This is a genomic window from Ancylobacter gelatini (genome assembly GCF_022601675.1).
In the GTDB taxonomy this organism is placed as follows: Bacteria; Pseudomonadota; Alphaproteobacteria; order Rhizobiales; family Xanthobacteraceae; genus Ancylobacter; species Ancylobacter gelatini.
On sequence record NZ_JAKVIL010000013.1, the window covers coordinates 26,831 to 48,011 of the forward strand.

Below are 21,181 nucleotides of genomic sequence, written 5' to 3' on the forward strand. Positions count from 1 at the left end.
GATTCCAACGCATGATTGCGGCGCGGACGAGACGGATACGTAGTATCCGCTAGGCACGATGCAAGGGCACGATGCAAGGGCACGATGCAAGGGCACGATGCAAGGGCACGATGCAAGGGTTCGTGCCGCCGGCGGCACCGTGCGCGGCGTCGCCCGTCCCGTGTCGTCACCGGTGCCGCCGGATACGGAACGGGCGGTCGGTGAGGCGGGGAACGCTTCATGACAGACTCCGTGATTGACTTGGCCGGACGCCCCCCCTATAAGCCGCACCGAACCACGGCTGCCTTGGCGGCCGGGCTGTTTCCCGCATTTGCGCATTTGTGCCGCGACTGGCTTCGCGGCCGGCCGGATAGGGGGCGACATTCCGGTCCGGGCGGCATTTTTAATCAGATGCGGAGAATTCCCGTGAAGCGCACTTATCAACCGAGCAAGCTCGTGCGCGCCCGCCGGCACGGCTTCCGTGCGCGCATGGCGACCCGTAACGGCCGTAAGATCATCGCCGCCCGCCGGTCGCACGGTCGCAAGCGTCTCTCGGCCTGACATGGCTGGAGTTGGCCGCACCCTCGTCTGAGAGGATCGGCGCTCCGATGCAACGGCTCGTCAAGCGCAAGGATTTTCTGGCCGCAGCCAAAGGGTTGCGCGCCAATGCAGGTCCCTTGCTGCTTCAGGCCCGTGATCGCGCGGACGAGGATTGTCCGCGCATCGGTCTCACGGTCACCAAGAAACACGGCAATGCCGTCGAGCGGAACCGCATCAGGCGGCGCCTGCGCGAGGCGGTCCGCGACGCCCTGCCGCGCGCAGGCCGGCCCGGTTTCGATTATGTGATCGTCGCCCGGCGCGCCGCGCTCGGCACTCGTTTTAGCGAACTCGTAATTGACGTGGAGCGCGGGATCGGCCGCCTCCATTCTGGAAGCCGGCGCGGGCCTCGCCCCGCTGCGGGGGGACGTGCGACGCGGGACGCCGTGCGCGCCGACGGAGATGCCGCCAATGACGTCTGAAAACCGCAACATGATCGTCGCCATCGTGCTGTCGATGGCGATTCTGATCGCCTGGCAGTACTTTTCCGGCGTCCCGCACATGGAAGCGCAGCGTCAGGCCGAGCAGCAGACCGCGCAGCAGTCGGCCACCACCGTCAATTCCGACGGCACCACCGCACCGGTCGCGCCCGGCGCCACCGCCCCGGCACCGAACGCCGTTCCGGCTAGGGCGATGACCCGCGACGAAGCCCTGGCGCGCACCCCGCGCGTGGCCATCGAGACGCCGAGCGTCATCGGCTCGATCTCGCTCCGCGGCGGGCGTATCGACGATCTTTCGCTGAAGAATTATCGCGAGACCGTAAACCCCGACAGCCCGATCATCGTGCTGCTGTCGCCGTCGGGCGGTCCCAACCCGTTCTATTCGGAATTCGGCTGGGTGCCGGCCGCGGGCGCCAATGTGAAGGTGCCCGGCGCCGATACCATCTGGACCGCCCCCGAGGGTGCCAAGCTCACCCCGCAGGCGCCGCTGGTGCTGACCTTTGACAATGGCGAGGGGCTTACCTTCCGCCGCACCATCTCGATCGACGACAACTACATGTTCCATGTGGTCGACGACGTGGAGAACGCGACCGCAGCGTCCGTGGCCCTGCATCCGTTCGCCCTGGTCTCGCGCCACGGCACGCCGCACACGCTCGGCTACTACATCCTGCATGAAGGCCTCATCGGCGTGACCAGCGAGGCCGGCCTGCACGAGATCAAGTACAACGCCATCGCCGAGAGCAAGAGCGAGACCTTCCCCTCCGTTGGCGGCTGGCTCGGCATCACCGACAAGTACTGGGCCGCGACCGTGATTCCGGGCGCAGAGGAAAAGGTGCAGGCACGCTTTTCCGCGACCAGCCACGGCGCCGACCTGACCTACCAGACCGATTTCCTCGGCGATGCCGTCACCGTCGCGCCGGGCGCCAAGGGCACCACCGACGGGCGCCTGTTCGCCGGCGCCAAGGTGGTGCAACTCGTCGACGGCTATCAGACCCAGTACAATATCGACCGCTTCGACCTGCTGATCGACTGGGGCTGGTTCTACTTCATCACCAAGCCGCTGTTCCTGGTCATCGACTGGATCTACCGCTTCGTCGGCAATTTCGGTGTCGCGATCCTGGTCGTCACCGTGATGCTCAAGGGCGTGTTCTTCCCGCTCGCCAATAAGAGCTACGCCTCGATGGCGAAGATGAAGGCGGTGCAGCCCGAGATCGCCGCGCTCAAGGAGCGCTACGGCGACGACCGGGTGAAGCTGCAGCAGGAGATGATGGAGATCTACAAGAAGGAGAAGATCAACCCGATCGCGGGCTGCCTTCCGATCCTGATCCAGATCCCAGTCTTCTTCGCGCTGTACAAGGTGCTGTTCGTCACCATCGAAATGCGGCACGCGCCGTTCTTCGGCTGGATCAAGGACCTCTCCGCGCCCGATCCCACCACCATCTTCAACCTGTTCGGCCTGATTCCCTGGGATCCGGGTACGGTGCCGGTCATCGGTCATTTCCTGCTGCTCGGCGTTTGGCCGATCATCATGGGCATCACCATGTGGGTGCAGATGAAGCTGAACCCGGCCCCGCCGGACCCGACCCAGAAGATGATCTTCGACTGGATGCCGCTGGTCTTCACCTTCATGCTGTCGTCCTTCGCGGCCGGCCTCGTGATCTACTGGGCCTGGAACAACACGCTCTCGGTGATCCAGCAGTCGATCATCATGCGTCGCCATGGCGTGAAGGTGGAATTGTGGGGGAACGTCAAGGGGTTGTTCGTCCGCAAGAAGACCAAGCCAAGCTGAGGCACTGATCACATCATGACGCTGGCGCCCGACGCCTCGGGCTTCTCGCCCGAGGAAATCGAAACCGGCCGCCGGCTGTTCGCCGGCGAATGGCGGTTCCTGTCGGCGGCCCCCACCATCGAGACGATGCCGCCGATGCGCGGCATCGAGATCGCGCTGGCCGGCCGCTCCAATGTCGGCAAGTCGAGCCTCGTCAACGCGCTCACCGGCCGCAAGGCGCTGGCGCGCACCTCGGTGACGCCGGGGCGTACGCAGGAACTCATCTTCTTCGGCCTTGGCCCGGACCTGACGCTGGTCGACATGCCGGGTTATGGCTTCGCCAAGGCGCCGAAGGACAAGGTCGATGCCTGGACCGCGACCATCCACGCCTATCTGCGCGGCCGGGCCAATCTCGCCCGCGTCTTCGTGCTCATCGATTCCCGCCACGGGCTGAAGCCGATCGACCTTGGCGTGCTGGACGGGCTCGACAAGGCGGCGGTGTCCTATGCGATCGTGCTGACCAAGTCCGACCAGCTCGGTCAGGCGGAGCTCGCCACGCGCATCGCCGAGACCGAAGCCGCGCTGAAGCGCCGGCCGGCGGCGTTCCCGACCGTGTTCGCCACCTCCAGCCGCGAGGGCGCCGGCATGGGTGAATTGCGTGCCGCCATCGTGCGGCTGATGGACGAGCGCGGCATCACCGCCTGAGCGCATCAGGCCGGCCGGCGGGAACTGAGCCGGCGATTGATGGATGTCATGGAAGCCGCGCGGCTTCCGGTTATGGTCAGGCTCCAGTCAAAAAGGAGCCCGCCATGGCCAGGATGAAAGCCGCGATCTTCGTCGAGCCCGGACGCATCGTCCTCGACGAGAAGCCGATTCCCGACGTCGGTCCGCTCGATGCGCTGGTGCGCATCACCACGACCACCATCTGCGGCACGGACGTTCACATCCTCAAGGGCGAGTATCCGGTCGCCAAGGGCCTGACCATCGGCCATGAGCCGGTCGGCATCATCGAGAAGCTCGGCTCCGCCGTCACCGGCTTCACCGAAGGCCAGCGCGTCATCGCCGGCGCCATCACCCCCTCCGGCCATTCCTTCGCCTGCCTGTGCGGCTGCGGCTCGCAGGACGGGGCGGGCACCAAGCATGGCTTCAAGGCCATGGGCGGCTGGAAGTTCGGCAACACCATCGACGGCACGCAGGCCGAATATGTGCTGGTGCCGGACGCGCTCGCCAACCTCGCCCCGGTGCCGGAAGGGCTGTCGGACGAGGAAGTGCTGATGTGCCCCGACATCATGTCCACCGGCTTCTCCGGCGCGGAGAGCGGGGCGGTGCAGATCGGCGACACAGTGGCGGTGTTCGCGCTCGGCCCGATCGGCCTGTGCGCGGTGGCCGGCGCCAGGCTGAAAGGCGCGACCCGCATCATCGGCGTGGATACCGTGCCCGAGCGCCTCGCCATCGCCGCCGCGCTGGGCTGCAACCATGTGGTCGACTTCAAGAAGGGCGATGTGGTCGATCAGATCATGGCGATCACGGACGGGCGCGGCGTCGACGTCTCGATCGAGGCGCTGGGCACGCAGGGCACGTTCGAGGCGGCGCTGCGTGTTCTGCGGCCCGGCGGCACGCTGTCCTCACTCGGCGTCTATTCCAGCGACCTGACCATTCCGCTCGGCGCCTTCTCGGCCGGCCTCGGCGACAACAAGATCGTCACCACGCTGTGCCCGGGCGGTAAGGAGCGGATGCGCCGGCTGATGGAGGTCATCGCCACCGGCCGGGTCGACCTCAAGCCGCTGGTCACCCATCGCTTCAAGCTTGACGACATCGAAGCCGCCTACGATCTGTTCTCGCACCAGCGTGACGGCGTGCTCAAGGTGGCGATCACGCCCTGAGCGTTCGCCGGCGCTTCACGGTATCAGCCGCCCCGCGCGGCTTCAGCCGTCATTGGCGGAGTTGAGCTGCTCGGCGGGGATATAGTCGGCCTGCGCGCGCACCCGCAGGCCGGGCCCGCCGCCGGCGCTGGCGAGGCCGCTGTCGAGAAACTCCACCCCCGCCGCCTCCAGCGTGCGGCGCAGCCGCGCCGTCTCCCCCGGGTCATTGTCGCCGCCGGGCTCGGCGCCCTGCTCGAAGGCCTCCAGCCAGGCGCTCGGCACGCGCGCACGGGTGGCGAGCTCGTCGGCCGGCCAGTCGAGCAGGGCGCGCGCCGCCCGGCACTGCGCCGCCGAGAGCGGTTGGGTGGTGTTCATGGATGCCATCGCCTGTTCTCCCGTCACGCCGTGAACCGGGGATTTTCCCGGCTCACGGCGGTATCCGTATCGGGGAACAACGCATGAAGCCGGATTCGGCTCCGCGCTCCATGCGATTTTCGCTACACGCGTAGGACGGAGATCAGCCGCCGGGACTCAGGCCGCGTCCGAGGCGGCGCTGCCGGTGAGGATGGCGTGGATGGTTGCGGCGTCGCGGCTGTTGCGCAGCTTGCGGGCCACCTCGGGGTCGCGCAGCAGCCGGGCGACACGCGCCAGCGCCTTGAGATGATCGGCCCCGGCGGATTCCGGCGCCAGCAGCAGGAAGATGAGGTCGACCGGCTCGCCGTCCAGCGCCTCGAAGTCGATCGGCTTCTCCAGCCGCGCGAACATGCCGAACAGCGTGTCCATCTTGGCAAGCTTGCCGTGAGGGATCGCGATGCCGTGGCCGACTCCGGTGGAGCCCAGCCGCTCGCGCTGGTTCAGTGTCTCGAAGATTTCGCGCTCGTCCCGCTTCAGCAGCTCCGCCGCCCGCGCCGACAATTCCTGCAATGCCTGCTTCTTGCTCGTGACCTTGAGGGTCGGGAAGACGGCGGGCAGCGCCAGTATATCGTTCAACGCCATGGGAAGATCCGGGTGCAGCCAGTGTGCGGGGCGCGGAGGAAAACCCCCACGCGCCCCAAGAGGTTGGAGGCGATCAATGAACGTCTTCCGCCGCGCGGCTCGGCGGGTCCACCCAGCCGACGTGACCGTCGGCACGGCGATACACCACATTGATGCCGCCATGGCCGGCATGGCGGAACACCAGCACGGCGGCGCCGGTGAAGTCGAGTTCCAGCACCGCATCGCTCACCGCGAGGCGCGGCAGGTTGGCGGTCTGCTCGGCGACCACGGTGGGGCTCCAGCCGTCGAGGGCCTCGGCCTCGTCATGATCGGGCGCGGAGAACACGGTCAGCGGCACGCGCTCGGGCAGGAAGCTGTCGGCGGCGCTGTCGCCATTGACCACGTGACGCTTCACGCGGCTCTTGTAGCGGCGCAGGCGGGTCTCGATGCGCTCCACGGCGGCATCGGCGCTGGCATAAGGATCCTGCGCGTCGCCATGGGCCTGAAGAATGGTGCCGCTGTCGAGATGCAGCGCGCAATCCGAGCGATAGCCGGACCCCTCGCGCGTTACCGTCACGTGACCTGACCAGCCACCGTCGAAATATTTGCCCATCGCTTCGGCCAGTCGCTCGGAAACGCGTTGGCGCAGCGCTTCCCCTACGTCGAGATTTTTTCCAGAAACCCGCAGCGGCATGGTGCCTAGTCCCTTTGCTGGGGCAAACCGCGAGACAGCGCGTCGACACGCTGTCTGCATTCTGCCCGAACCCCCTACTTGCCCGGCCGGTGCCCTAAACAGGTAGGAGCCGCGAGGGAAAGTGTCAACGCGAACCGTAGGAGAGCCGTGGAAAGCCCCATCTTCCGTCACGCCGAGACCGCGGCCTGCTTCTCGCGGCGCCGCTGCACCGAGGACGGAATGCGCATCGCCTCGCGATATTTCGCCACGGTGCGGCGGGCGATGTCGATGCCGGCCTCGCGCAGCTTCTGCACCAGCGTGTCGTCGGAAAGCACGTCGTCGGGCGTCTCGGCGTCGATCATCTGCTTGATGCGGAAGCGCACCGATTCCGCCGAATGGGCCTCGCCGCCATTGGAGGCGGAAATGGACGACGAGAAGAAATATTTCATCTCGAAGATTCCGCGCGGCGTCGCCATGTATTTGTTGGACGTCACGCGGGAAACCGTCGATTCGTGCATGCCGATGGCGTCGGCCACCATGCGCAGGTTCAGCGGGCGCAGATACTGCACGCCGAGCGTCAGGAACGCGTCCTGCTGCTTCACGATCTCGATCGCGACCTTGAGGATGGTGCGGGCGCGCTGGTCGAGCGAGCGCGTGAGCCAGGTCGCGGTCTGCATGCAGTCGGTGAGGAAGGCCTTCTCGCGCTCATTGCGCGTGGTCTTCTGCACCCGCGAATAATAGGCCTGGTTCACCAGCACGCGCGGCAGCGTGTCGGAGTTCAGCTCCACCAGCCAGTTGTCGGCGGTGCCGCGCACGAACACGTCCGGCACGATCGGCTGGATGATGCCGGAGCCGAAGGCGAGGCCCGGCTTGGGGTTGAGGCGGCGAATCTCGCCGACCATTTCGGCGAGGTCGTCATCGTCGACGCCGCAGACCCGCTTGAGCGTCGTGAACTCGCGCTTGGCCAGCAGTTCGAGATGAGCGAGCAGCGCCGCCATCGCCGGATCGTAGCGGTCGCGCTCGCGCAGCTGGATCGCGAGGCACTCGGCCAGCGAGCGCGCGCCAATGCCGGGCGGGTCGAAGGACTGGACGATGGTCAGCACCTTCTGCACCAGCTCCAGCGAGGCGCCGAGGCGCTCGGCGACACCGGCCATGTCGGCGCCGAGATAGCCGGCCTCGTCGATCAGGTCGATCAGATGCTGGCCGATCAGCCGTTCGACCGGATCGGAGACCGCCAGCATGAGCTGGCCTTCCAGATGGTCGGCGAGCGTGATCTGCGCGGAGACGAAGGCTTCGAGATTGTAGCCGTCCTCGTCGCCGCCGCCCGAGCCGACCCCGGACCATTCCGAATAGGACGGTTCCGCGCCGGGGGAGGGGCCGACGCTCTCGCGCCCGGCATCGTCGGGGAACACGTTTTCCAGCCCGGTATCGAGGCGGTCCTCGATGGCGCTGCGGCTGGTGTCGAGCCGTTCCTCCAGCCAGTCGGACGTCGCTTCCTCGCGTCCCGAGCCATGCGCGTCGGCGCCGGAATCGAGCGCGCCGTCCGCCTCGCCGTGGCGGGACTCGTAGTCGTCATGGCCGCCCTCGCCGGCGCCCTCGCTGTCGTCGCCCGAGCGCTCGCCTTCGGGCTCGGCGGGGCGCTCCAGCAGCGGGTTGCGCTCAAGCTCGGCCTCGACATAGGCCACCAGATCGAGATTGGAGAGCTGCAGCAGCTTGATGGCCTGCATCAGCTGCGGGGTCATCACCAGAGACTGGGCCTGGCGGAATTCGAGACGCGGGCCTAGCGACATGACGCGCACTCCCGGCACGGGATGGCGACGAGGGGGGCGAGGAACGCGGGCGCGATCATCTTAGAGACGGAACTCCTCGCCGAGATAAAGCCGGCGCACATCCGGACTCGCCACGATCTCGTCCGGCGAGCCCTCCATGAGCACCTGCCCCGAATGGATGATATAGGCGCGGTCGATGAGGCCGAGCGTCTCGCGCACATTGTGGTCGGTGATCAGCACGCCGATGCCGCGCTGGGTGAGGTGGCGCACCAGCGTCTGGATGTCGCCCACCGCGATCGGGTCGATGCCGGCGAAGGGCTCGTCGAGCAGCATGAAGGTCGGCCGCGAGGCCAGCGCGCGGGCGATCTCGACGCGGCGGCGCTCGCCGCCGGACAGCGCGATCGAGGGCGACTTGCGCACATGGGTGACGCGGAACTCCTCGAGCAGCGCGTCGAGTTCCTTCTCGCGCTTCTTGCGGCTGGGCTCCACGGCCTCGAGCACGGCGCGGATATTGTTCTCGACCGAGAGGCCGCGGAAGATCGAGGCTTCCTGTGGCAGGTAGCCGACGCCGAGCCGGGCACGGCGATACATGGGCAGGTGCGTGACATCGTGGCCGTCAAGCTCGATGCGTCCGGCATCGGCCTTCACCAGCCCGGTGATCATGTAGAACATTGTGGTCTTGCCGGCGCCGTTCGGGCCGAGCAGGCCGACCGCCTCGCCGCGCCGCACATTGAGCCCGGCCTGGCGCACCACGGTGCGCTGGCCATAGGTCTTCATCAGGCCGGTGGCGCTGAGAATGCCTTCGCCGCTGATATGGGGCGAGGGCTGATAGCTACGGACCGGAGCCGCCGCAGGGCCCGGAGCCGTGGCGGGGCCCGCCGCCGCGGGCTGGGTCGGCGCCTCGGCCTTCTGGGCCATGGTCGCGGGCGCCGGCTGCGCCGTGCCGCCGTCGCCAAAGCTGCGCGCCCGCGTCGCCTGCTGAGCCTTGCCGCCTCGACCGCCGAAACTGGAAAAAAATCCCACGCGCACCCTCCGTGGTGAGGCCACCACCGGATAGGTGATAAACGTTCAGGCGCGCTCTGGCAAATGGCATATGCAAGTTCCGGGCCGAATCGGCGCGGAAGCCTTGCGCGGTAACGGGCGCCGCGCGGGCGCGCTGGCGAACCGGGTGGTCAATGACGGCGAGGGGCCGGTCAGCGCGGCTTGGGTGCCCCGGGAGCGGCGCCGTCGGGCTGCTGCACGCTGTTGGGCACGATCAGGCTTTCCACGCGCCCGCCGTCGAACCGCGAGGTTCCCGAGGTGAGGTCCACGGTCAGCTTCTTGCCGCGGATGACGTTGGGGCCGGAGGTCAGCACCACCGGATTGCCGGTGAGGGTGATGGTGTTGGTGCGGTTCTCGAAGATGCCCTGGTCGCCGGTGGCGGTCTGCTCCTTGGTGGTCACCACCACCGAGCCGTTGATCTCCAGCCGGCGGATGGCGGACGAACTCATCGGGTTGCCGGCGGCCAGCGCCTCCGCGTTGGACTTTCCGCCCGCATTGGGTTTGCCGCCCGCCGCGGCGGCTTCCTTGCCGTCGTAATAGACCACCAGCTCCTTGCAGCGCATCGTGGTGTCGCCCTGCTGCACCACGACATTGCCGGAGAACACCGCGCGCTTCTCCTGGTCCATCACCTCGAGGCTGTTGGCATCGATGCGGATCGGCTGGTCGCGGTTGGTCGCGAAGCCCTGCAGCGCGTTTGGCACGTTGCGGCTCTGCGCATGGGCGGGCCCCGCCGCCGGCAGGGCGGCAAGCAGCGCGAGGGCGCAGAAGGCGATGAGCGGGCGGCGGGACAGGTTCATGCAAGCATCTCTAGCGGGTGCGGCGGCGGCGTTCAATGGCGAGGGCGGCCACGGTTGCGTGTGGGCGGCTCACGGCGTGCCGCGCAGCGCCGGCGGCGCCTCGGCCTCATCGTCGCCCGACGGCGGCATTTTGAAGTTGAGCTGGACATGCCCGGTGAACACGGCGCGGGAATCCTTCTGCGAGATTTCCATCCGGTCGGCGGTGAGGCTGCCGTCCTGATAGGTCAGCTCGACCGGGCGGTCGGAGGTGATCTTCCCGGACTTGATGTCCACCGCCGCTTCCTCGAGCTTGCCGCCATAGCCGGAATCGGTGCCGAAGATCACGCCGTCGCTCAGCACGATCTGTTCCTGCTTGGTGTCGTAGCGTCCGGTCTTCGCGCTCAGCGTCGCCCAACCCTGGCTCGGCATTTCCACCCGCGCCTCGATCTGTTCGAGGTCGACCCGGCTGCTATTGGTGAGGTCCTGCGAGGCGGACTGTGCCGTGACGCTGTAGCCGCGATTATCGGCGGTGAAGCCCTGGAGCTTTGGAAACTCCATCTTGATCCGCGAGCCGGAGAGCGAGATCCGCCCGAGATCGAAGGGCAGGTCGACGGCCAGCTTCAGCGGGTCGATATAGCTCGCCGCCACCGTAAGCCCGAGCACCACCAGCACGCCGGCCGGCAGCGCCACGCGCAGGAAGCGCACGAAGCGGCTGTTGCGTCGCGCGGCCTTGAAGGCGGCATCGGCCCGTCGCCCGTCGGGGGCGCTCCCATGGCCGGGGCGCGGCGCCGCCGGGCCGGTGCCGGCCCGCGCCGGTTGCGTTCCGGCCCGCTCGGGAGGTTGCACGTATCGGTTCATGTGTCTCGCTGACTGTCCGTGCCGCCCCATCTTGGACCCGTTCCGAAGATGGCCCCATACCGCAGGGGGTGCAAGGAGTCCGCCTTGCTCGTGAAACGGCTGCGCGCTTCATGCCGCCTCAACTGTGCGAAAAGATGTCCTCTTCGGGCCAGCCGGCCAGATCGAGCGCCGCCCGCGTCGGCAGAAAGCCGAAACAGGCTTCCGCCAGCCCGGTTCGGCCTTCCCGCGCCAGCATGCTGGCGAGCCTGGCCTGCAGCGCGTGGAGATGCAGCACGTCCGAGGCGGCGTAATGGAGCTGCGCGTCCGAGAGGTCGGTCGCTGCCCAGTCCGAACTCTGCTGCTGCTTGGAGAGGTCGATGCCGAGCAGCTCGCGCACCAGCTCCTTCAGGCCGTGCCGGTCGGTATAGGTGCGCGTCAGCTTCGAGGCGATCTTGGTGCACCACACCGGCGAGACCGTCAGCCCGAAGGTCTTGGACAGCACCGCGACATCGAAGCGGGCGAAATGGAACAGCTTCACATTGCCGGGATCGACCAGCAGCCTCTCCAGGTTCGGCGCGCTGCCCGGGCCGGCGCCGGCGGGAATCTGCACGATGTCGGCCGAGCCGTCGCCATTGGAGAGCTGCACCACGCACAGCCGGTCGCGATGCGGGTTGAGCCCCAGCGTCTCGGTGTCGATCGCCACGAAAGGCGCGCGCGCGGGCGTGTAGTTCGCAAGGTCCGGCAGGTCGCCGCGATGCAGGCGGATGGTCATGTCATGGGACTTTCTGGAGCGCGTCCGATCAGCCGGAACGCGCTGCCGCATCGCCATGCGGGGAGCCGGACCGGGAAATGAGGCTCCTTAACATCCGCGCGCGCCGGCGATCAACCGCAGCGCGTCGTTTCACGCAAAGGCCGCCTGCAGCGCGAGCGCCGCGAACAGGATGAGCCCGGCGTCGCGGTTCGAGCGGAACACGGCGAGGCACAGCGCCGGATCGTCGATATCGAGCCGCCAGACCTGCCAGGCGAGGTGGCCGGCAAAGGCCGCGAGCCCGGCATAAGCCAGCGCCCCGCCTCCGGCCTGCGCGATGGCGAGGCCGATCAGCGCCACGGCGGCGGCGTAGAAGGCCACCAGCCATGGCCGTGTGTGCTGCGCGAACAGGCGGGCGGAGGACTTCACCCCGACAATGGCGTCGTCCTCGCGGTCCTGATGGGCATAGATCGTGTCGTAGCCGATGACCCAGGACACGCAGCCGGCATAGAGCAGGAGCGCGCTCGCGGGCAGGCTCTCGGTAAGGGCGGCAAAGCCCATCAGCGCGCCCCAGGAAAAGGCGAGCCCGAGCACCAGCTGGGGAATCCAGATCACCCGCTTCATAAGCGGGTAGATGGCCACCACGCCCAGCGAGGAGACCGCCACGATCATGGCGAAGGGCGGCAGGCACGCCAGCACCAGCAACCCGGCCACCGCCTGAAGCCCGAGAAAGGCGAAGGCGCGCCGCACGCTGACCTGCCCGGAGGGCAGCGGGCGCGAGCGGGTGCGCTCCACCAGCCCGTCAATGTCGCGGTCCAGAATGTCGTTCCAGGTGCAGCCCGCTCCGCGCATCGCCACCGAGCCGATGGCGAACAGCGCGAGCAGCACCACCGCATAGGCCGACCAGCCGGCGCCGGGCATCTGCGCGGCCAGCGCCACCGACCACCAGCAGGGAATGAGCAGCAGCCAGCTCCCGATCGGGCGGTCGGCCCGCGCCAGCCTGAGATAGGGCCGCAGACCGGCCGGCGCGCGCCGGTCGACCCAGTTGCCGCGCGCGGCGTCGGCGGGACTGTCGCCCGCGCGCGCGCCCGCCAGTGGCTCGGCGGCCTCATCGGCGGTTCCGGTCGGCACGGCCATGCGGCTCGAAGCCCCTGTCAGCGCAGCGCGTTGCCGCCGAGCGTGTCGAACACGCCGCCGGGGCGGGAATTGGCGGTGGTGGGCAGGCCGGACGGCAGGCCGAGACCCGAGGACACCGCGCCCTGCGTGGGCGGGCCGCTGGGTCCGCCGGCGCCGGCCGCCTGCGCCTTGGCGGCGTCGCATACCTTGTTGCGGACCGAGGAGATGCCCGTCAGGTTCTCCTTCATCTTGGGAAGGACGTCGCTCGGCACGCCGCAGCGCGCTTTGTTGGTGTTCAGGTAGTCATAGAATTTCTGCTGGGCGCTGACGAAATTCCGAAAGATCGGGCACAGCTCGGAGGGCGGGCGCTTCTTGCTGGAGGCGGTCTGGATCGCCGCGCCGCGCTTTTCGAGGTCGTCGCGCAGCTTCTCGATCGAGGTCTGGCACTCCCGAGCCGTTGCGGCATCGGCCGGGCCGGGGCCCGCCTGCATGCCGCCGGGAGCCATGCCACCGGGAGCCATGCCTCCCTGGGAGAAGCCGCCGGGCGCGCCGAATCCGGGAGAGAAGCCGGGAGACTGCATGCTGCCGGGCGATATCAGCGCGGGTTCAGGCGTCGATGCCGGGGCGACCGGCGCGGCCTGTTCGGTCGGGGCGGGAAGTGCCGCCGGCGGTTCGGAGGTGACGCTGCCGCCCGGCGTGCCGATCCACTGCGCGCTCGCCGGCAGTGCCGCCGCAAGGCCGATGACACCCGCCAGCGCGCAGGCCGCAAGCCCTCCACGGTGCCGCCGCGCGGCAGCGCGGAGCCCGCGGCCTTCCGCGGCGATTGACTTCGATCGTCTCATGCAGCCGTCCGCCCATGCAACATTCTTGACCCAGCGTGATACAGAGGCCCTAAAGATTGGGCAACATCACGGCAGAGCCACTAGCGGAATTATGCGATCAAAACATGGTCAGGCCCAGCGAATCATCATCCTCTTCCCCGATCGAGGGCGCGACGGACGCGATTTATGACTTTCGCGCACAGCGGCTCTTCGTCGACGAGGCGCTGGAGCCGGGGGGCGAGATTCGCCTCGACCGCGACCGCGCGCATTATGTGAACGACGTCATAAGGCTGGCGGTGGGCGAGGCGCTGCACCTGTTCAACGGACGCGATGGCGAGTGGCGCGCGGTGCGCCAGCCCGGCGGCCGGCGCGAGGTGGTGCTGGCCTGCGAGGCCCGGCTGCGCGCGCAGACGGCGCGGCCCGAGCTGGATTATGTCTTCGCTCCGCTCAAGCACGCCCGGCTCGACTACATGGTGCAGAAGGCGGTGGAGATGGGGGCGGGCCGGCTGGTGCCGGTCATGACCCGACATACCCAGGCCACGCGCGTGAATACCGAGCGCATGCGCGCCAATGCCGTCGAAGCCGCCGAGCAATGCGGCATCCTCTGCCTGCCCGAGGTTCTGGAGCCGGAAAGCCTGGAGCGCTGGCTGGCGGGGCTTTCGCCGGAGCGCCGCGTGGTGTTCTGCGACGAGGCGGCGGCGCCGGGCGATCCGCTGGCGCCGCTGCGCGCCGCGGTGGCCGGTCCGCTCGCGGTGCTGATCGGGCCGGAAGGCGGGTTCAACGATCTGGAACGCCGCATGCTGAAGGCGCGCGCGGGCACCATCGTGCTGTCGCTCGGCCCCCGTATCTTGCGCGCCGACACCGCCGCCGTCGCGGCGCTGGCGCTGGTCGAGGCCGCGCGGCAATCCGCGAGCTGATGCCGGCGGCACAATTGCCTCCCGGACGGCGGGGAACCGATCGTGCCCTTGCGCGTTTATCGCTGTCGGAAAGGCAGGCGTTCCGTCTGCCCGGTGCGATCAGCAGACAATGTTAAAGTATAAAAATATCACAAACAGTATACTTATTTGAAATACACCCGAAATGCTCGGGTCACATTTCAGTCTTATTTTATCGCGATCCAAAGTCTCGTTCCGATTCACCGTAAATATTTCACGGGGAGCGGATAGTCGTGCCTGGAAGCATTGGTATCAGGGGGAGTTGCAGGATGGCATCCGAGTTCCGAGTCGGGATCGAGGAAGAATATTTCGTCGTCGATGGCGAGACCCGCAGCGCCCTGCGCCGGACGCCGCCGGGCTTTCTGGATGCCGCCCGCGCCGGGCTCGGGGAGCGGCTTTCCGGTGAAATGCTGCAGTCGCAGATCGAGGTGATGACACGCCCCCATGTCGATCTCGCCGAGGCGCGGATAGAGCTGGCCGGGCTGCGCCGCGCCCTGAGCGGGGTGGCCCACGGCTTCGATCTCGCCTTCTTCGCCGCCGGCACACATCCCACCGCGACCTGGCAGGGCGGCAAGCGCACCCCGGCGCGGCGCTATGACGGGCTGATGCACGATCTCCAGATGCTGGGCGAGCGGAACATGCTGTGCGGGCTGCATGTCCATGTCGAGCTGCCGGACCCCGAGGCCCAGGTCGACGTGATGCGGCGCATCCTGCCGTTCCTGCCGGTCTTCGTCGCGCTCTCCACCTCCTCGCCGTTCTGGGAATCGCGCCGCACCGGGCTGATGGGCTACCGGCTCGCCGCCTATGACGAACTGCCGCGCACCGGGTTGCCGGAGCTGTTCGAGACCGCCAAGGCCTATCAGGACTATATCGACGCGCTGGTGGCGGCGCGGGCGATCCGCGATTCCAGCTATGTGTGGTGGACCATCCGCCCCTCGCGCAAGCACCCCACGCTGGAGCTGCGCGCGCCCGACAGCTGCACGCGGGTGGAGGATTCCATCGCCATCGCGGCGCTGTACCGCTCCCTCGTCCGCCATCTGGCGCACAACCCCAAGCTCAATGCCGGGGTCGACGCGGTGGACCGCGCCATCGCGGTCGAGAACAAATGGCGCGCCCAGCGCTACGGCATTCACGGCAGCTTCGTCGACCGCGGCGCCCGCGAGGCGGTGCCGGTGGCGCAGGCGGTGGAGACGCTGCTCGACCAGGTCGCCGACGATGCGCGCGCGCTCGGCTGCCTCGCCGAACTGCAGCAGCTGCGCACCATATTGAGCGGGGGCACCAGCGCCGACATGCAGATCGCGGTCTATCAGGAAGCCGCGCACCGCACCGGTAACCGCACCGAGGCGTTCAAGGCCGTGACCACCTGGCTGACCCACGCCTCGATTCAGTGAATTGCGTTCTGCGAATAGCTCGCCTCGCGCGGGGATACTCCTGATTTGCGTCCCGGGCGCGCCTGTGTATGGTCGCGCGCCCAGCATGCCGGCCGGAGTTATCCATGGCGCGAGACCAGATCGATACGCAGCCCATTCAAAGCCGCGACGAACTCGTCGCGTGGCTTGAGGAAGGCAGCAAGGCGCCCTCGAAATTCCGCATCGGCACCGAGCATGAAAAGTTCCCCTTCACGCTGAACGGGCATGAGCCGGTTCCCTATGAAGGCGAAAACGGCATCCGCGCGCTGCTCGGCGGCATGCAGGCGTTGAACGGATGGGAGCCGATCATGGAAGGCGAGGCCATTATCGGCCTTGCCGACACCATCGGCGGCGGCGCGATCTCGCTGGAGCCCGGCGGGCAGTTCGAGCTCTCCGGCGCGCCGCTGATGTCGATCCATGAGACCTGCGCGGAGGTCAACGGCCATCTCGAACAGGTGCGGGAAGTCGCCACCCCGCTCGGCTTCGGCTTTCTCGGCCTCGGCATGAGCCCGAAATGGACGCTGGGTGAGACCCCGGTCATGCCCAAGGGCCGCTACAGGATCATGACCAACTACATGCCGAAGGTCGGCACGCGCGGCCTCGACATGATGTACCGCACCTGCACCGTGCAGGTGAATCTCGACTTCGCCTCGGAAGCCGACATGGTGAAGAAGCTGCGCGTCGGCCTCGCCTTGCAGCCGGTCGCCACCGCTTTGTTCGCCAATTCGCCCTTTACCGAGGGCAAGCCGAACGGCTTCCTCTCGATGCGCTCGGAAATCTGGCGCGACACCGACAATAACCGCGCCGGCATGCTGCCCTTCGCCTTCGAGGAGGGCATGGGGTTCGAGCGTTATGTCGACTACGCGCTCGACGTGCCGATGTACTTCATCAAGCGCGGCGACACCTATATCGACGTGGCCGGCTCCTCGTTCCGCGATCTGCTGGCCCATAAGCACCCCGCCGTGCCGGGCGAGGGCGCCACGGTGTCGGACTGGGCCAATCACCTGTCCACCATCTTCCCCGAGGTGCGGCTGAAGCGGTATCTCGAAATGCGCGGCGCCGATGCCGGCTCCTGGTGCAATCTCTGCGCCCTGCCGGCGCTGTGGACCGGGCTCTATTACGACACGCAGAGCCTCGATGCCGCCTGGGATCTGGCCAAGGGCTGGAGCGCGGAGCAGCGCCAGCAACTGCGCGACGACGTGCCGAAGCTGGGCTTCAAGGCGCAGATCGCCGGCCGCCCGCTGCTGGAGGTCGCCCGCGAGGTGGTGGCGCTCGCCCGGCAGGGCCTCGCCCGCCGCGACATGCGCGACAGCCAGGGCCGCGACGAGACCCGTTTCCTGCGCCCGATCGAGGAGCTTCTCGCCAGCGGCCGCACCCAGGCCGAGGTGCTGCTGGAGCGCTATCACGGCGAATGGGGCGGCTCGGTGGAGCCGATCTTCGACCAGCTCGCCTATTGAGCGGTGCCGGGCGCGCCAGCGGATGGCGCGCCTATTCCGCGGCGATCGCGGCTTCCGAGATGTTGTCGAGGCCCTGGATGATGTGCGTGGCCAGCGCATCCGCGAGCGCGGATGATTCGTGCCGGTTGCGCAGCAGCCCTATGCGGCACGGGGCGAGCGCGGGAAAGCCGTCGGAGGGGCCGAGCACGCGCATGCCGGGCCGCAGCCCGGATTCCGGCAGCACCGAGATCGCCAGCCCCGCCAGCACCGCCGCCGACACCGCCGTGCCGTTGGACGAGGTGTAGAGGATGCGGAACGGGCGGCCGATATCCTGAAGCTTGGAGATGGCCTCGTGCCGCCAGTTGCAGGTCTGGCGCCCGAGCGCGAGCGGCAGCGGTTCGTCCAGATGCACGGAATGGCGCGCGGAGCTGACCCAGAGCAGTTGCTCGCGCCGGATGATTTCCGGCTCGCGGGTGATCATCTCGCAATCGGTGACGATGGCGAGGTCGAGGTCGCCGGTATCGATGCGGTCGATCAGGTCGGTGGACGGGTCGCACACCACGGTCAGCTCGACATTGGGATGGGTGTTGGAGAACCGCGCCATGATCTCCGGCAGATAGCGGTCGGCGTAGTCGTCCGGCACGCCGAGCCTCACCCGGCCGGACAGTTCGGCGGAAGAGAGGCTCGCCATCGCCTCCATGTTCAGCTTGATGATGCGGCGGGCATAATCGAGCAGCCGGTCACCTTCGTCGGTAAGGCGCGAGGCGCGCCCGTCGCGCGCGAAGATCGGCTTGCCGACCCGTTCCTCCAGCCGTTTCATCTGCATCGACACCGCCGATTGGGTCTTGTGAACCACCTCGGAAGCTTTCGTGAAACTGCCGGTTTCGGCGATAGCTATGAAGGTTCTTAATTGATCAATGTCGAGAAGCACCGTCATGGACCCGTCTCCGGCGGTTCAATATCAAGGAACATGATAAGTCAGATCATAAACATTCGCTAGTGTGATTGATTGCGCTCCGGCATAACCCTCGCATCGCAAATGAGTGATGTCGGTTTCGGGTGGCGGCCAGGGTGGTTCGCGGCGACAAGGCAGACATCACGCGGAACGACAGGTGCCGGGCTTCGCCGCCCGTGTCGCCCAGCGGATGGAGGTTGCAATGTCGTATATTGGCGAGGTTCGGAGAACAGCGTTCTCCTCGTTCGGCACCATGGCCAGCGGGCTTCTGGTTGCCGGTTTCAAGGCCACGCTGGGTTTTGCCAAGGCGGTCTATCACCGCCACACCATTTCCCAGCTCGGTCAGTTCGATGACCGCATGCTCAAGGATATCGGCCTGACGCGCGCGGATCTGCGCGACGCGGCTTCCGGCCCGCTCTGGCAGGACCCGACGGCGGTTCTGGTGGTGCGCGCGGTGGAGCGCCGTGCCAACCGGCGCAACCTTGCGCGCGCTGCCCGGCAGATGCCGGCCGATGAGACCGCCGCGCCGGCCTCCGATGCCTCCGTGATGGCGTATCGCTGATCATGGCGGGTGGGAAACCGGACCGAATTTCAAGCGGCATACCCCTCATGCCGCTCAACTGAAGCCCGCTGGTTCACTCCGGCGGGCTTTTTTGTTGCGTCCTCCCGCTTGCGCGCCGCGCCGCGCGTCCCGAGACTGCCGCGCCCACCGAACCGGAAGCCGAGCCATGCGCCTTGCCGTCATCGCCGATGTCCACGGCAACCTGATCGCCCTTGAAGCGGTACTGGCCGATATCGCCCGCTTTTCCCCGGACCTGATGGTCAATCTGGGGGATCTGGTCTCCGGGCCGTTCGATCCCGCCGGCAGCGCGCAGGCGCAGATGGCGCTTGGCTGCCCGACGCTCGCCGGCAATCATGAGCGGGGCCTGACCATGAACGGCGCCAACGGGCTCGACGCGCTCGCCCGGCCGCTGCTCTCCCCCGACCAGCTCGGCTGGATCGCCGCCCTGCCGGCGACGCTCACGCTGCTCGATGGCGCGGTGTTCGCCTGCCATGGCAGCCCGGCTGGCGGCGACGAGGAATATCTCCTGGAGGACATGTCCACCGGCCGCCCGCGTCTCGACACCGAAGCGGCGATCCGCGCCCGCCTTGCCGGCAGCGGCGGCGCCGAAATGGTGCTGTGCGGGCACAGCCATGTGGCGCGCATGGCGTCGATCGGCGGCGTGCTGGTGCTCAACCCCGGCAGCGTCGGCATGCCCGGCTACCGCGCCGCGCTGCCGGTGCCCCATGTGGTGGAAGCCGGTACGCCCCATGCCCGCTATGCGCTGCTGGAGCGCGGCCCCGGCGGCTGGAGCGCGCAGTTCCATGCCGTGCCCTATGATGTCGAGACCGCCGCCCGTCAGGCCGAGCGCCATGGCCGGCCGGCCATCGCCCACTCGGTCCGCACCGGCTGGATGCCGCCGGCCTGAGGCCGGCGCGCCTCACACGTTCAGCAGCAGATACTCGCGCTCCCAGGGCGAGATGACGCGCATGAAGGTGTCGAACTCGGTCTGCTTCACCGCAGTGTAGGTCTTGATGAAGGACGGGCCGAGCACGGTGGCGATCTCGTCGGAATACTGCATCGCCGCCACGGCCTCCAGGAGGCCGCGCGGCAGCTCGAAGTCGAGGCCCTTGGCGTCGGATTCCAGCGGCTCGGTCGGGCGCAGCCCTTCCACCATGCCGAGATAGCCGCAGGCCAGCGAGGCGGCGATGACGAGATAGGGGTTGGCGTCCGAGGACGGCACGCGGTTCTCAACCCGGCGCGCCGCCGGCGAGGAGGGCGGCACGCGCAGGCCGGCGGTGCGGTTGTCATAACCCCACTGCACGTTGATCGGCGCCATCGAATCGCGGGTCAGCCGGCGATAGGAGTTCACGTAAGGCGCGAGGATCGACATCACCGCCGGCAGGTAGCGCTGCTGGCCGGCGATGAAGGAGAAGAATTCCGGCGTCGGATCGCCCTCCTTGTCGGAGAAGATGTTCTTCCCCGTCTCGGCATCGACGATCGACTGGTGGATGTGCATCGCCGAGCCCGGCTCGTCGGCGATCGGCTTGGCCATGAAGGTGGCGTAGATCTTGTGGGCCAGCGCCGCCTCGCGGATGGTGCGCTTGAACAGGAACACCTGGTCGGCGAGCACGATCGGGTCGCCGTGCAGCAGGTTGATCTCCATCTGCGCCGCGCCGTCCTCATGGATCAGCGTGTCGATCTCCAGCCCCTGCGCCTCGGAATAGTCGTACATGTCCTCGAACAGGGCGTCGAATTCGTTCACCGCCTGGATCGAATAGGACTGGCGGCCGATCTCCGGCCGGCCCGAGCGCCCGATCGGGGGCTTGAGCGGGTAGTCGGCATCGGTATTGGGCTCGACCAGATAGAACTCGATCTCCGGCGCGACCACCGCCTTCCAGCCCTTCTTGGCGTAGAGGTCGACCACGTTCTTGAGCACCTGCCGCGGGGCCAGCTCCACCGGCCGCCCGTCGCGGTGATAGGCGTCGTGGATGATCTGCGCGGTCGGGTCCTGCGCCCATGGCACGATGGCGAGTGTCGAGAAGTCCGGCTCCATCACCAGGTCGGAATCCACCACCACCGAATCGACCAGATCGTCATAGGGCGGGTAGTCGCCGGAGATGGTCTGGAAGAAGACCGAGAGCGGCAGGTTCATGGTCGGGCTGGAGAGGAACTTCGACACCGGCATGATCTTGCCGCGCCCTACGCCCGCCAGATCCGGCACCGCGCACTCGATCTCGGTGATGCCGCGGGCGGCCATCCAGGCCTTCGCTTCTGCGAGCGAGGCGACGCCCCGCCCCGATTCGATTACCGCCTTTTCCGAGCGCTTCTTCTTGACCATGACACCTTCTCGCTGCGCCTGACGCGCTGATGGCTGAGGGGATCACGCCCGTGCGTAAGCCGTCAAGGCGGGTCCGGCCTGCCTGTTTCCGGGCATGGTAAAATAGTTTGCATCGGGATGGTTGAGCCATTGCCGGAACGCGGATAGCGTTCAGGGCAGGGC

General features: G+C 67.7%; 22 protein-coding genes. 10 read left to right on the forward strand and 12 right to left on the reverse strand.

The window, feature by feature from the left end; translation table 11 throughout:
* The first annotated feature begins 405 nt into the window (after nucleotides 1-405).
* The 5 genes from rpmH to MKI84_RS18865 all read left to right on the forward strand — a co-directional run bounded on the left by rpmH (nucleotide 406) and on the right by MKI84_RS18865 (nucleotide 4,667).
* Nucleotides 406-540 (forward strand): 50S ribosomal protein L34, encoded by a 135-nt coding sequence (gene rpmH / locus MKI84_RS18845; protein ID WP_241621805.1) that lies wholly within the window; start codon nucleotides 406-408, stop codon nucleotides 538-540.
* Nucleotides 541-587: 47 nt separating this feature from the next.
* Nucleotides 588-998 carry a ribonuclease P protein component gene (gene rnpA / locus MKI84_RS18850; protein WP_241621806.1) on the forward strand — a complete coding sequence of 137 codons (411 nt, stop codon included), beginning with the start codon at nucleotides 588-590 and terminating at the stop codon, nucleotides 996-998.
* Complete coding sequence (yidC, locus tag MKI84_RS18855; protein ID WP_241621807.1) at nucleotides 988-2,805, forward strand: membrane protein insertase YidC; 1,818 nt, start codon at nucleotides 988-990, stop codon at nucleotides 2,803-2,805. The genes rnpA and yidC overlap by 11 nt, the downstream gene beginning before the upstream one ends.
* A 15-nt stretch (nucleotides 2,806-2,820) precedes the next feature.
* Nucleotides 2,821-3,489 carry a ribosome biogenesis GTP-binding protein YihA/YsxC gene (yihA, locus tag MKI84_RS18860; RefSeq protein ID WP_241621808.1) on the forward strand — a complete coding sequence of 223 codons (669 nt, stop codon included), beginning with the start codon at nucleotides 2,821-2,823 and terminating at the stop codon, nucleotides 3,487-3,489.
* Nucleotides 3,490-3,593: 104 nt separating this feature from the next.
* Nucleotides 3,594-4,667, forward strand: coding sequence for an NAD(P)-dependent alcohol dehydrogenase (locus MKI84_RS18865; RefSeq protein ID WP_241621809.1), 1,074 nt, complete (start codon nucleotides 3,594-3,596; stop codon nucleotides 4,665-4,667).
* A gap of 42 nt (nucleotides 4,668-4,709) precedes the next feature.
* On the opposite strand, the gene MKI84_RS18870 is transcribed toward MKI84_RS18865, so the two are convergent.
* The 10 genes from MKI84_RS18870 to MKI84_RS18915 all read right to left on the reverse strand — a co-directional run bounded on the left by MKI84_RS18870 (nucleotide 4,710) and on the right by MKI84_RS18915 (nucleotide 13,423).
* The gene (locus MKI84_RS18870; protein WP_241621810.1) at nucleotides 4,710-5,021 is read right to left on the reverse strand and encodes an XRE family transcriptional regulator; all 312 of its coding nucleotides are present in this window, start codon (nucleotides 5,019-5,021) and stop codon (nucleotides 4,710-4,712) included.
* Between the two features lie 156 nt (nucleotides 5,022-5,177).
* Nucleotides 5,178-5,642, reverse strand: coding sequence for a PTS IIA-like nitrogen regulatory protein PtsN (gene ptsN, locus MKI84_RS18875; protein WP_241621811.1), 465 nt, complete (start codon nucleotides 5,640-5,642; stop codon nucleotides 5,178-5,180).
* Between the two features lie 73 nt (nucleotides 5,643-5,715).
* A complete protein-coding gene (gene hpf, locus MKI84_RS18880; protein ID WP_241621812.1) occupies nucleotides 5,716-6,315 on the reverse strand; it encodes a ribosome hibernation-promoting factor, HPF/YfiA family in 600 nt (199 codons plus the stop codon).
* Nucleotides 6,316-6,482: 167 nt separating this feature from the next.
* The gene (rpoN, locus tag MKI84_RS18885; protein ID WP_241621813.1) at nucleotides 6,483-8,084 is read right to left on the reverse strand and encodes an RNA polymerase factor sigma-54; all 1,602 of its coding nucleotides are present in this window, start codon (nucleotides 8,082-8,084) and stop codon (nucleotides 6,483-6,485) included.
* 60 nt (nucleotides 8,085-8,144) lie between these two features.
* Entirely contained in the window at nucleotides 8,145-9,086 is a 942-nt protein-coding gene (gene lptB, locus MKI84_RS18890) for an LPS export ABC transporter ATP-binding protein (protein ID WP_241621814.1), read from the reverse strand.
* Nucleotides 9,087-9,256: 170 nt separating this feature from the next.
* Nucleotides 9,257-9,901 carry an LptA/OstA family protein gene (locus MKI84_RS18895; RefSeq protein WP_241621815.1) on the reverse strand — a complete coding sequence of 215 codons (645 nt, stop codon included), beginning with the start codon at nucleotides 9,899-9,901 and terminating at the stop codon, nucleotides 9,257-9,259.
* A 69-nt stretch (nucleotides 9,902-9,970) separates the two neighbouring features.
* Nucleotides 9,971-10,738 carry an LPS export ABC transporter periplasmic protein LptC gene (gene lptC / locus MKI84_RS18900; RefSeq protein ID WP_241621816.1) on the reverse strand — a complete coding sequence of 256 codons (768 nt, stop codon included), beginning with the start codon at nucleotides 10,736-10,738 and terminating at the stop codon, nucleotides 9,971-9,973.
* A gap of 118 nt (nucleotides 10,739-10,856) precedes the next feature.
* A complete protein-coding gene (locus MKI84_RS18905; protein ID WP_241621817.1) occupies nucleotides 10,857-11,489 on the reverse strand; it encodes a ribonuclease D in 633 nt (210 codons plus the stop codon).
* A 129-nt stretch (nucleotides 11,490-11,618) separates the two neighbouring features.
* A complete protein-coding gene (ubiA, locus tag MKI84_RS18910) occupies nucleotides 11,619-12,602 on the reverse strand; it encodes a 4-hydroxybenzoate octaprenyltransferase (RefSeq protein WP_241621818.1) in 984 nt (327 codons plus the stop codon).
* Nucleotides 12,603-12,619: 17 nt separating this feature from the next.
* Nucleotides 12,620-13,423, reverse strand: a complete 804-nt coding sequence (locus tag MKI84_RS18915; RefSeq protein ID WP_241621819.1) for a hypothetical protein — start codon at nucleotides 13,421-13,423, stop codon at nucleotides 12,620-12,622.
* 104 nt (nucleotides 13,424-13,527) lie between these two features.
* Here MKI84_RS18915 and MKI84_RS18920 point away from each other — a divergent pair, with 104 nt between their 5' ends.
* The 3 genes from MKI84_RS18920 to MKI84_RS18930 all read left to right on the forward strand — a co-directional run bounded on the left by MKI84_RS18920 (nucleotide 13,528) and on the right by MKI84_RS18930 (nucleotide 17,203).
* Nucleotides 13,528-14,319 carry a 16S rRNA (uracil(1498)-N(3))-methyltransferase gene (locus MKI84_RS18920; RefSeq protein WP_241621820.1) on the forward strand — a complete coding sequence of 264 codons (792 nt, stop codon included), beginning with the start codon at nucleotides 13,528-13,530 and terminating at the stop codon, nucleotides 14,317-14,319.
* Nucleotides 14,320-14,606: 287 nt separating this feature from the next.
* Nucleotides 14,607-15,728: a carboxylate-amine ligase gene (locus MKI84_RS18925; RefSeq protein ID WP_241621821.1), complete on the forward strand. Its 1,122-nt coding sequence runs from the start codon at nucleotides 14,607-14,609 to the stop codon at nucleotides 15,726-15,728.
* A 104-nt stretch (nucleotides 15,729-15,832) separates the two neighbouring features.
* Nucleotides 15,833-17,203 (forward strand): glutamate--cysteine ligase, encoded by a 1,371-nt coding sequence (locus tag MKI84_RS18930; RefSeq protein ID WP_241621822.1) that lies wholly within the window; start codon nucleotides 15,833-15,835, stop codon nucleotides 17,201-17,203.
* A 31-nt stretch (nucleotides 17,204-17,234) separates the two neighbouring features.
* Here MKI84_RS18930 and MKI84_RS18935 read toward each other — a convergent pair whose 3' ends face one another.
* Nucleotides 17,235-18,119, reverse strand: coding sequence for a LysR substrate-binding domain-containing protein (locus tag MKI84_RS18935; RefSeq protein WP_241621823.1), 885 nt, complete (start codon nucleotides 18,117-18,119; stop codon nucleotides 17,235-17,237).
* Nucleotides 18,120-18,339: 220 nt separating this feature from the next.
* Here MKI84_RS18935 and MKI84_RS18940 point away from each other — a divergent pair, with 220 nt between their 5' ends.
* On the forward strand, nucleotides 18,340-18,699 hold the full coding sequence (locus MKI84_RS18940) for a DUF1127 domain-containing protein (protein WP_241621824.1): 360 nt from the start codon (nucleotides 18,340-18,342) through the stop codon (nucleotides 18,697-18,699).
* Nucleotides 18,700-18,865: 166 nt separating this feature from the next.
* Nucleotides 18,866-19,606 carry a metallophosphoesterase family protein gene (locus tag MKI84_RS18945; RefSeq protein WP_241621825.1) on the forward strand — a complete coding sequence of 247 codons (741 nt, stop codon included), beginning with the start codon at nucleotides 18,866-18,868 and terminating at the stop codon, nucleotides 19,604-19,606.
* A 12-nt stretch (nucleotides 19,607-19,618) separates the two neighbouring features.
* On the opposite strand, the gene MKI84_RS18950 is transcribed toward MKI84_RS18945, so the two are convergent.
* Nucleotides 19,619-21,019, reverse strand: coding sequence for a glutamine synthetase family protein (locus MKI84_RS18950; RefSeq protein WP_241621826.1), 1,401 nt, complete (start codon nucleotides 21,017-21,019; stop codon nucleotides 19,619-19,621).
* Nucleotides 21,020-21,181: the final 162 nt, after the last annotated feature.

What these genes read in the sequence shown, in the direction of transcription:
- MKI84_RS18920 (WP_241621820.1), top strand. Translation starts at nt 13,528, where the DNA reads ATGGTCAGGCCCAGCGAATCATCATCCTCTTCCCCGATCGAGGGCGCG.
- MKI84_RS18865 (WP_241621809.1), top strand. Translation starts at nt 3,594, where the DNA reads ATGGCCAGGATGAAAGCCGCGATCTTCGTCGAGCCCGGACGCATCGTC.
- lptC (WP_241621816.1), bottom strand. Translation starts at nt 10,738, where the DNA reads ATGAACCGATACGTGCAACCTCCCGAGCGGGCCGGAACGCAACCGGCG.
- MKI84_RS18945 (WP_241621825.1), top strand. Translation starts at nt 18,866, where the DNA reads ATGCGCCTTGCCGTCATCGCCGATGTCCACGGCAACCTGATCGCCCTT.
- MKI84_RS18930 (WP_241621822.1), top strand. Translation starts at nt 15,833, where the DNA reads ATGGCGCGAGACCAGATCGATACGCAGCCCATTCAAAGCCGCGACGAA.
- rnpA (WP_241621806.1), top strand. Translation starts at nt 588, where the DNA reads ATGCAACGGCTCGTCAAGCGCAAGGATTTTCTGGCCGCAGCCAAAGGG.
- MKI84_RS18940 (WP_241621824.1), top strand. Translation starts at nt 18,340, where the DNA reads ATGTCGTATATTGGCGAGGTTCGGAGAACAGCGTTCTCCTCGTTCGGC.
- MKI84_RS18905 (WP_241621817.1), bottom strand. Translation starts at nt 11,489, where the DNA reads ATGACCATCCGCCTGCATCGCGGCGACCTGCCGGACCTTGCGAACTAC.
- MKI84_RS18915 (WP_241621819.1), bottom strand. Translation starts at nt 13,423, where the DNA reads ATGAGACGATCGAAGTCAATCGCCGCGGAAGGCCGCGGGCTCCGCGCT.
- hpf (WP_241621812.1), bottom strand. Translation starts at nt 6,315, where the DNA reads ATGCCGCTGCGGGTTTCTGGAAAAAATCTCGACGTAGGGGAAGCGCTG.
- ptsN (WP_241621811.1), bottom strand. Translation starts at nt 5,642, where the DNA reads ATGGCGTTGAACGATATACTGGCGCTGCCCGCCGTCTTCCCGACCCTC.
- ubiA (WP_241621818.1), bottom strand. Translation starts at nt 12,602, where the DNA reads ATGGCCGTGCCGACCGGAACCGCCGATGAGGCCGCCGAGCCACTGGCG.
- MKI84_RS18935 (WP_241621823.1), bottom strand. Translation starts at nt 18,119, where the DNA reads ATGACGGTGCTTCTCGACATTGATCAATTAAGAACCTTCATAGCTATC.
- MKI84_RS18870 (WP_241621810.1), bottom strand. Translation starts at nt 5,021, where the DNA reads ATGAACACCACCCAACCGCTCTCGGCGGCGCAGTGCCGGGCGGCGCGC.
- rpoN (WP_241621813.1), bottom strand. Translation starts at nt 8,084, where the DNA reads ATGTCGCTAGGCCCGCGTCTCGAATTCCGCCAGGCCCAGTCTCTGGTG.
- yidC (WP_241621807.1), top strand. Translation starts at nt 988, where the DNA reads ATGACGTCTGAAAACCGCAACATGATCGTCGCCATCGTGCTGTCGATG.
- MKI84_RS18925 (WP_241621821.1), top strand. Translation starts at nt 14,607, where the DNA reads ATGGCATCCGAGTTCCGAGTCGGGATCGAGGAAGAATATTTCGTCGTC.
- yihA (WP_241621808.1), top strand. Translation starts at nt 2,821, where the DNA reads ATGACGCTGGCGCCCGACGCCTCGGGCTTCTCGCCCGAGGAAATCGAA.
- MKI84_RS18895 (WP_241621815.1), bottom strand. Translation starts at nt 9,901, where the DNA reads ATGAACCTGTCCCGCCGCCCGCTCATCGCCTTCTGCGCCCTCGCGCTG.
- MKI84_RS18950 (WP_241621826.1), bottom strand. Translation starts at nt 21,019, where the DNA reads ATGGTCAAGAAGAAGCGCTCGGAAAAGGCGGTAATCGAATCGGGGCGG.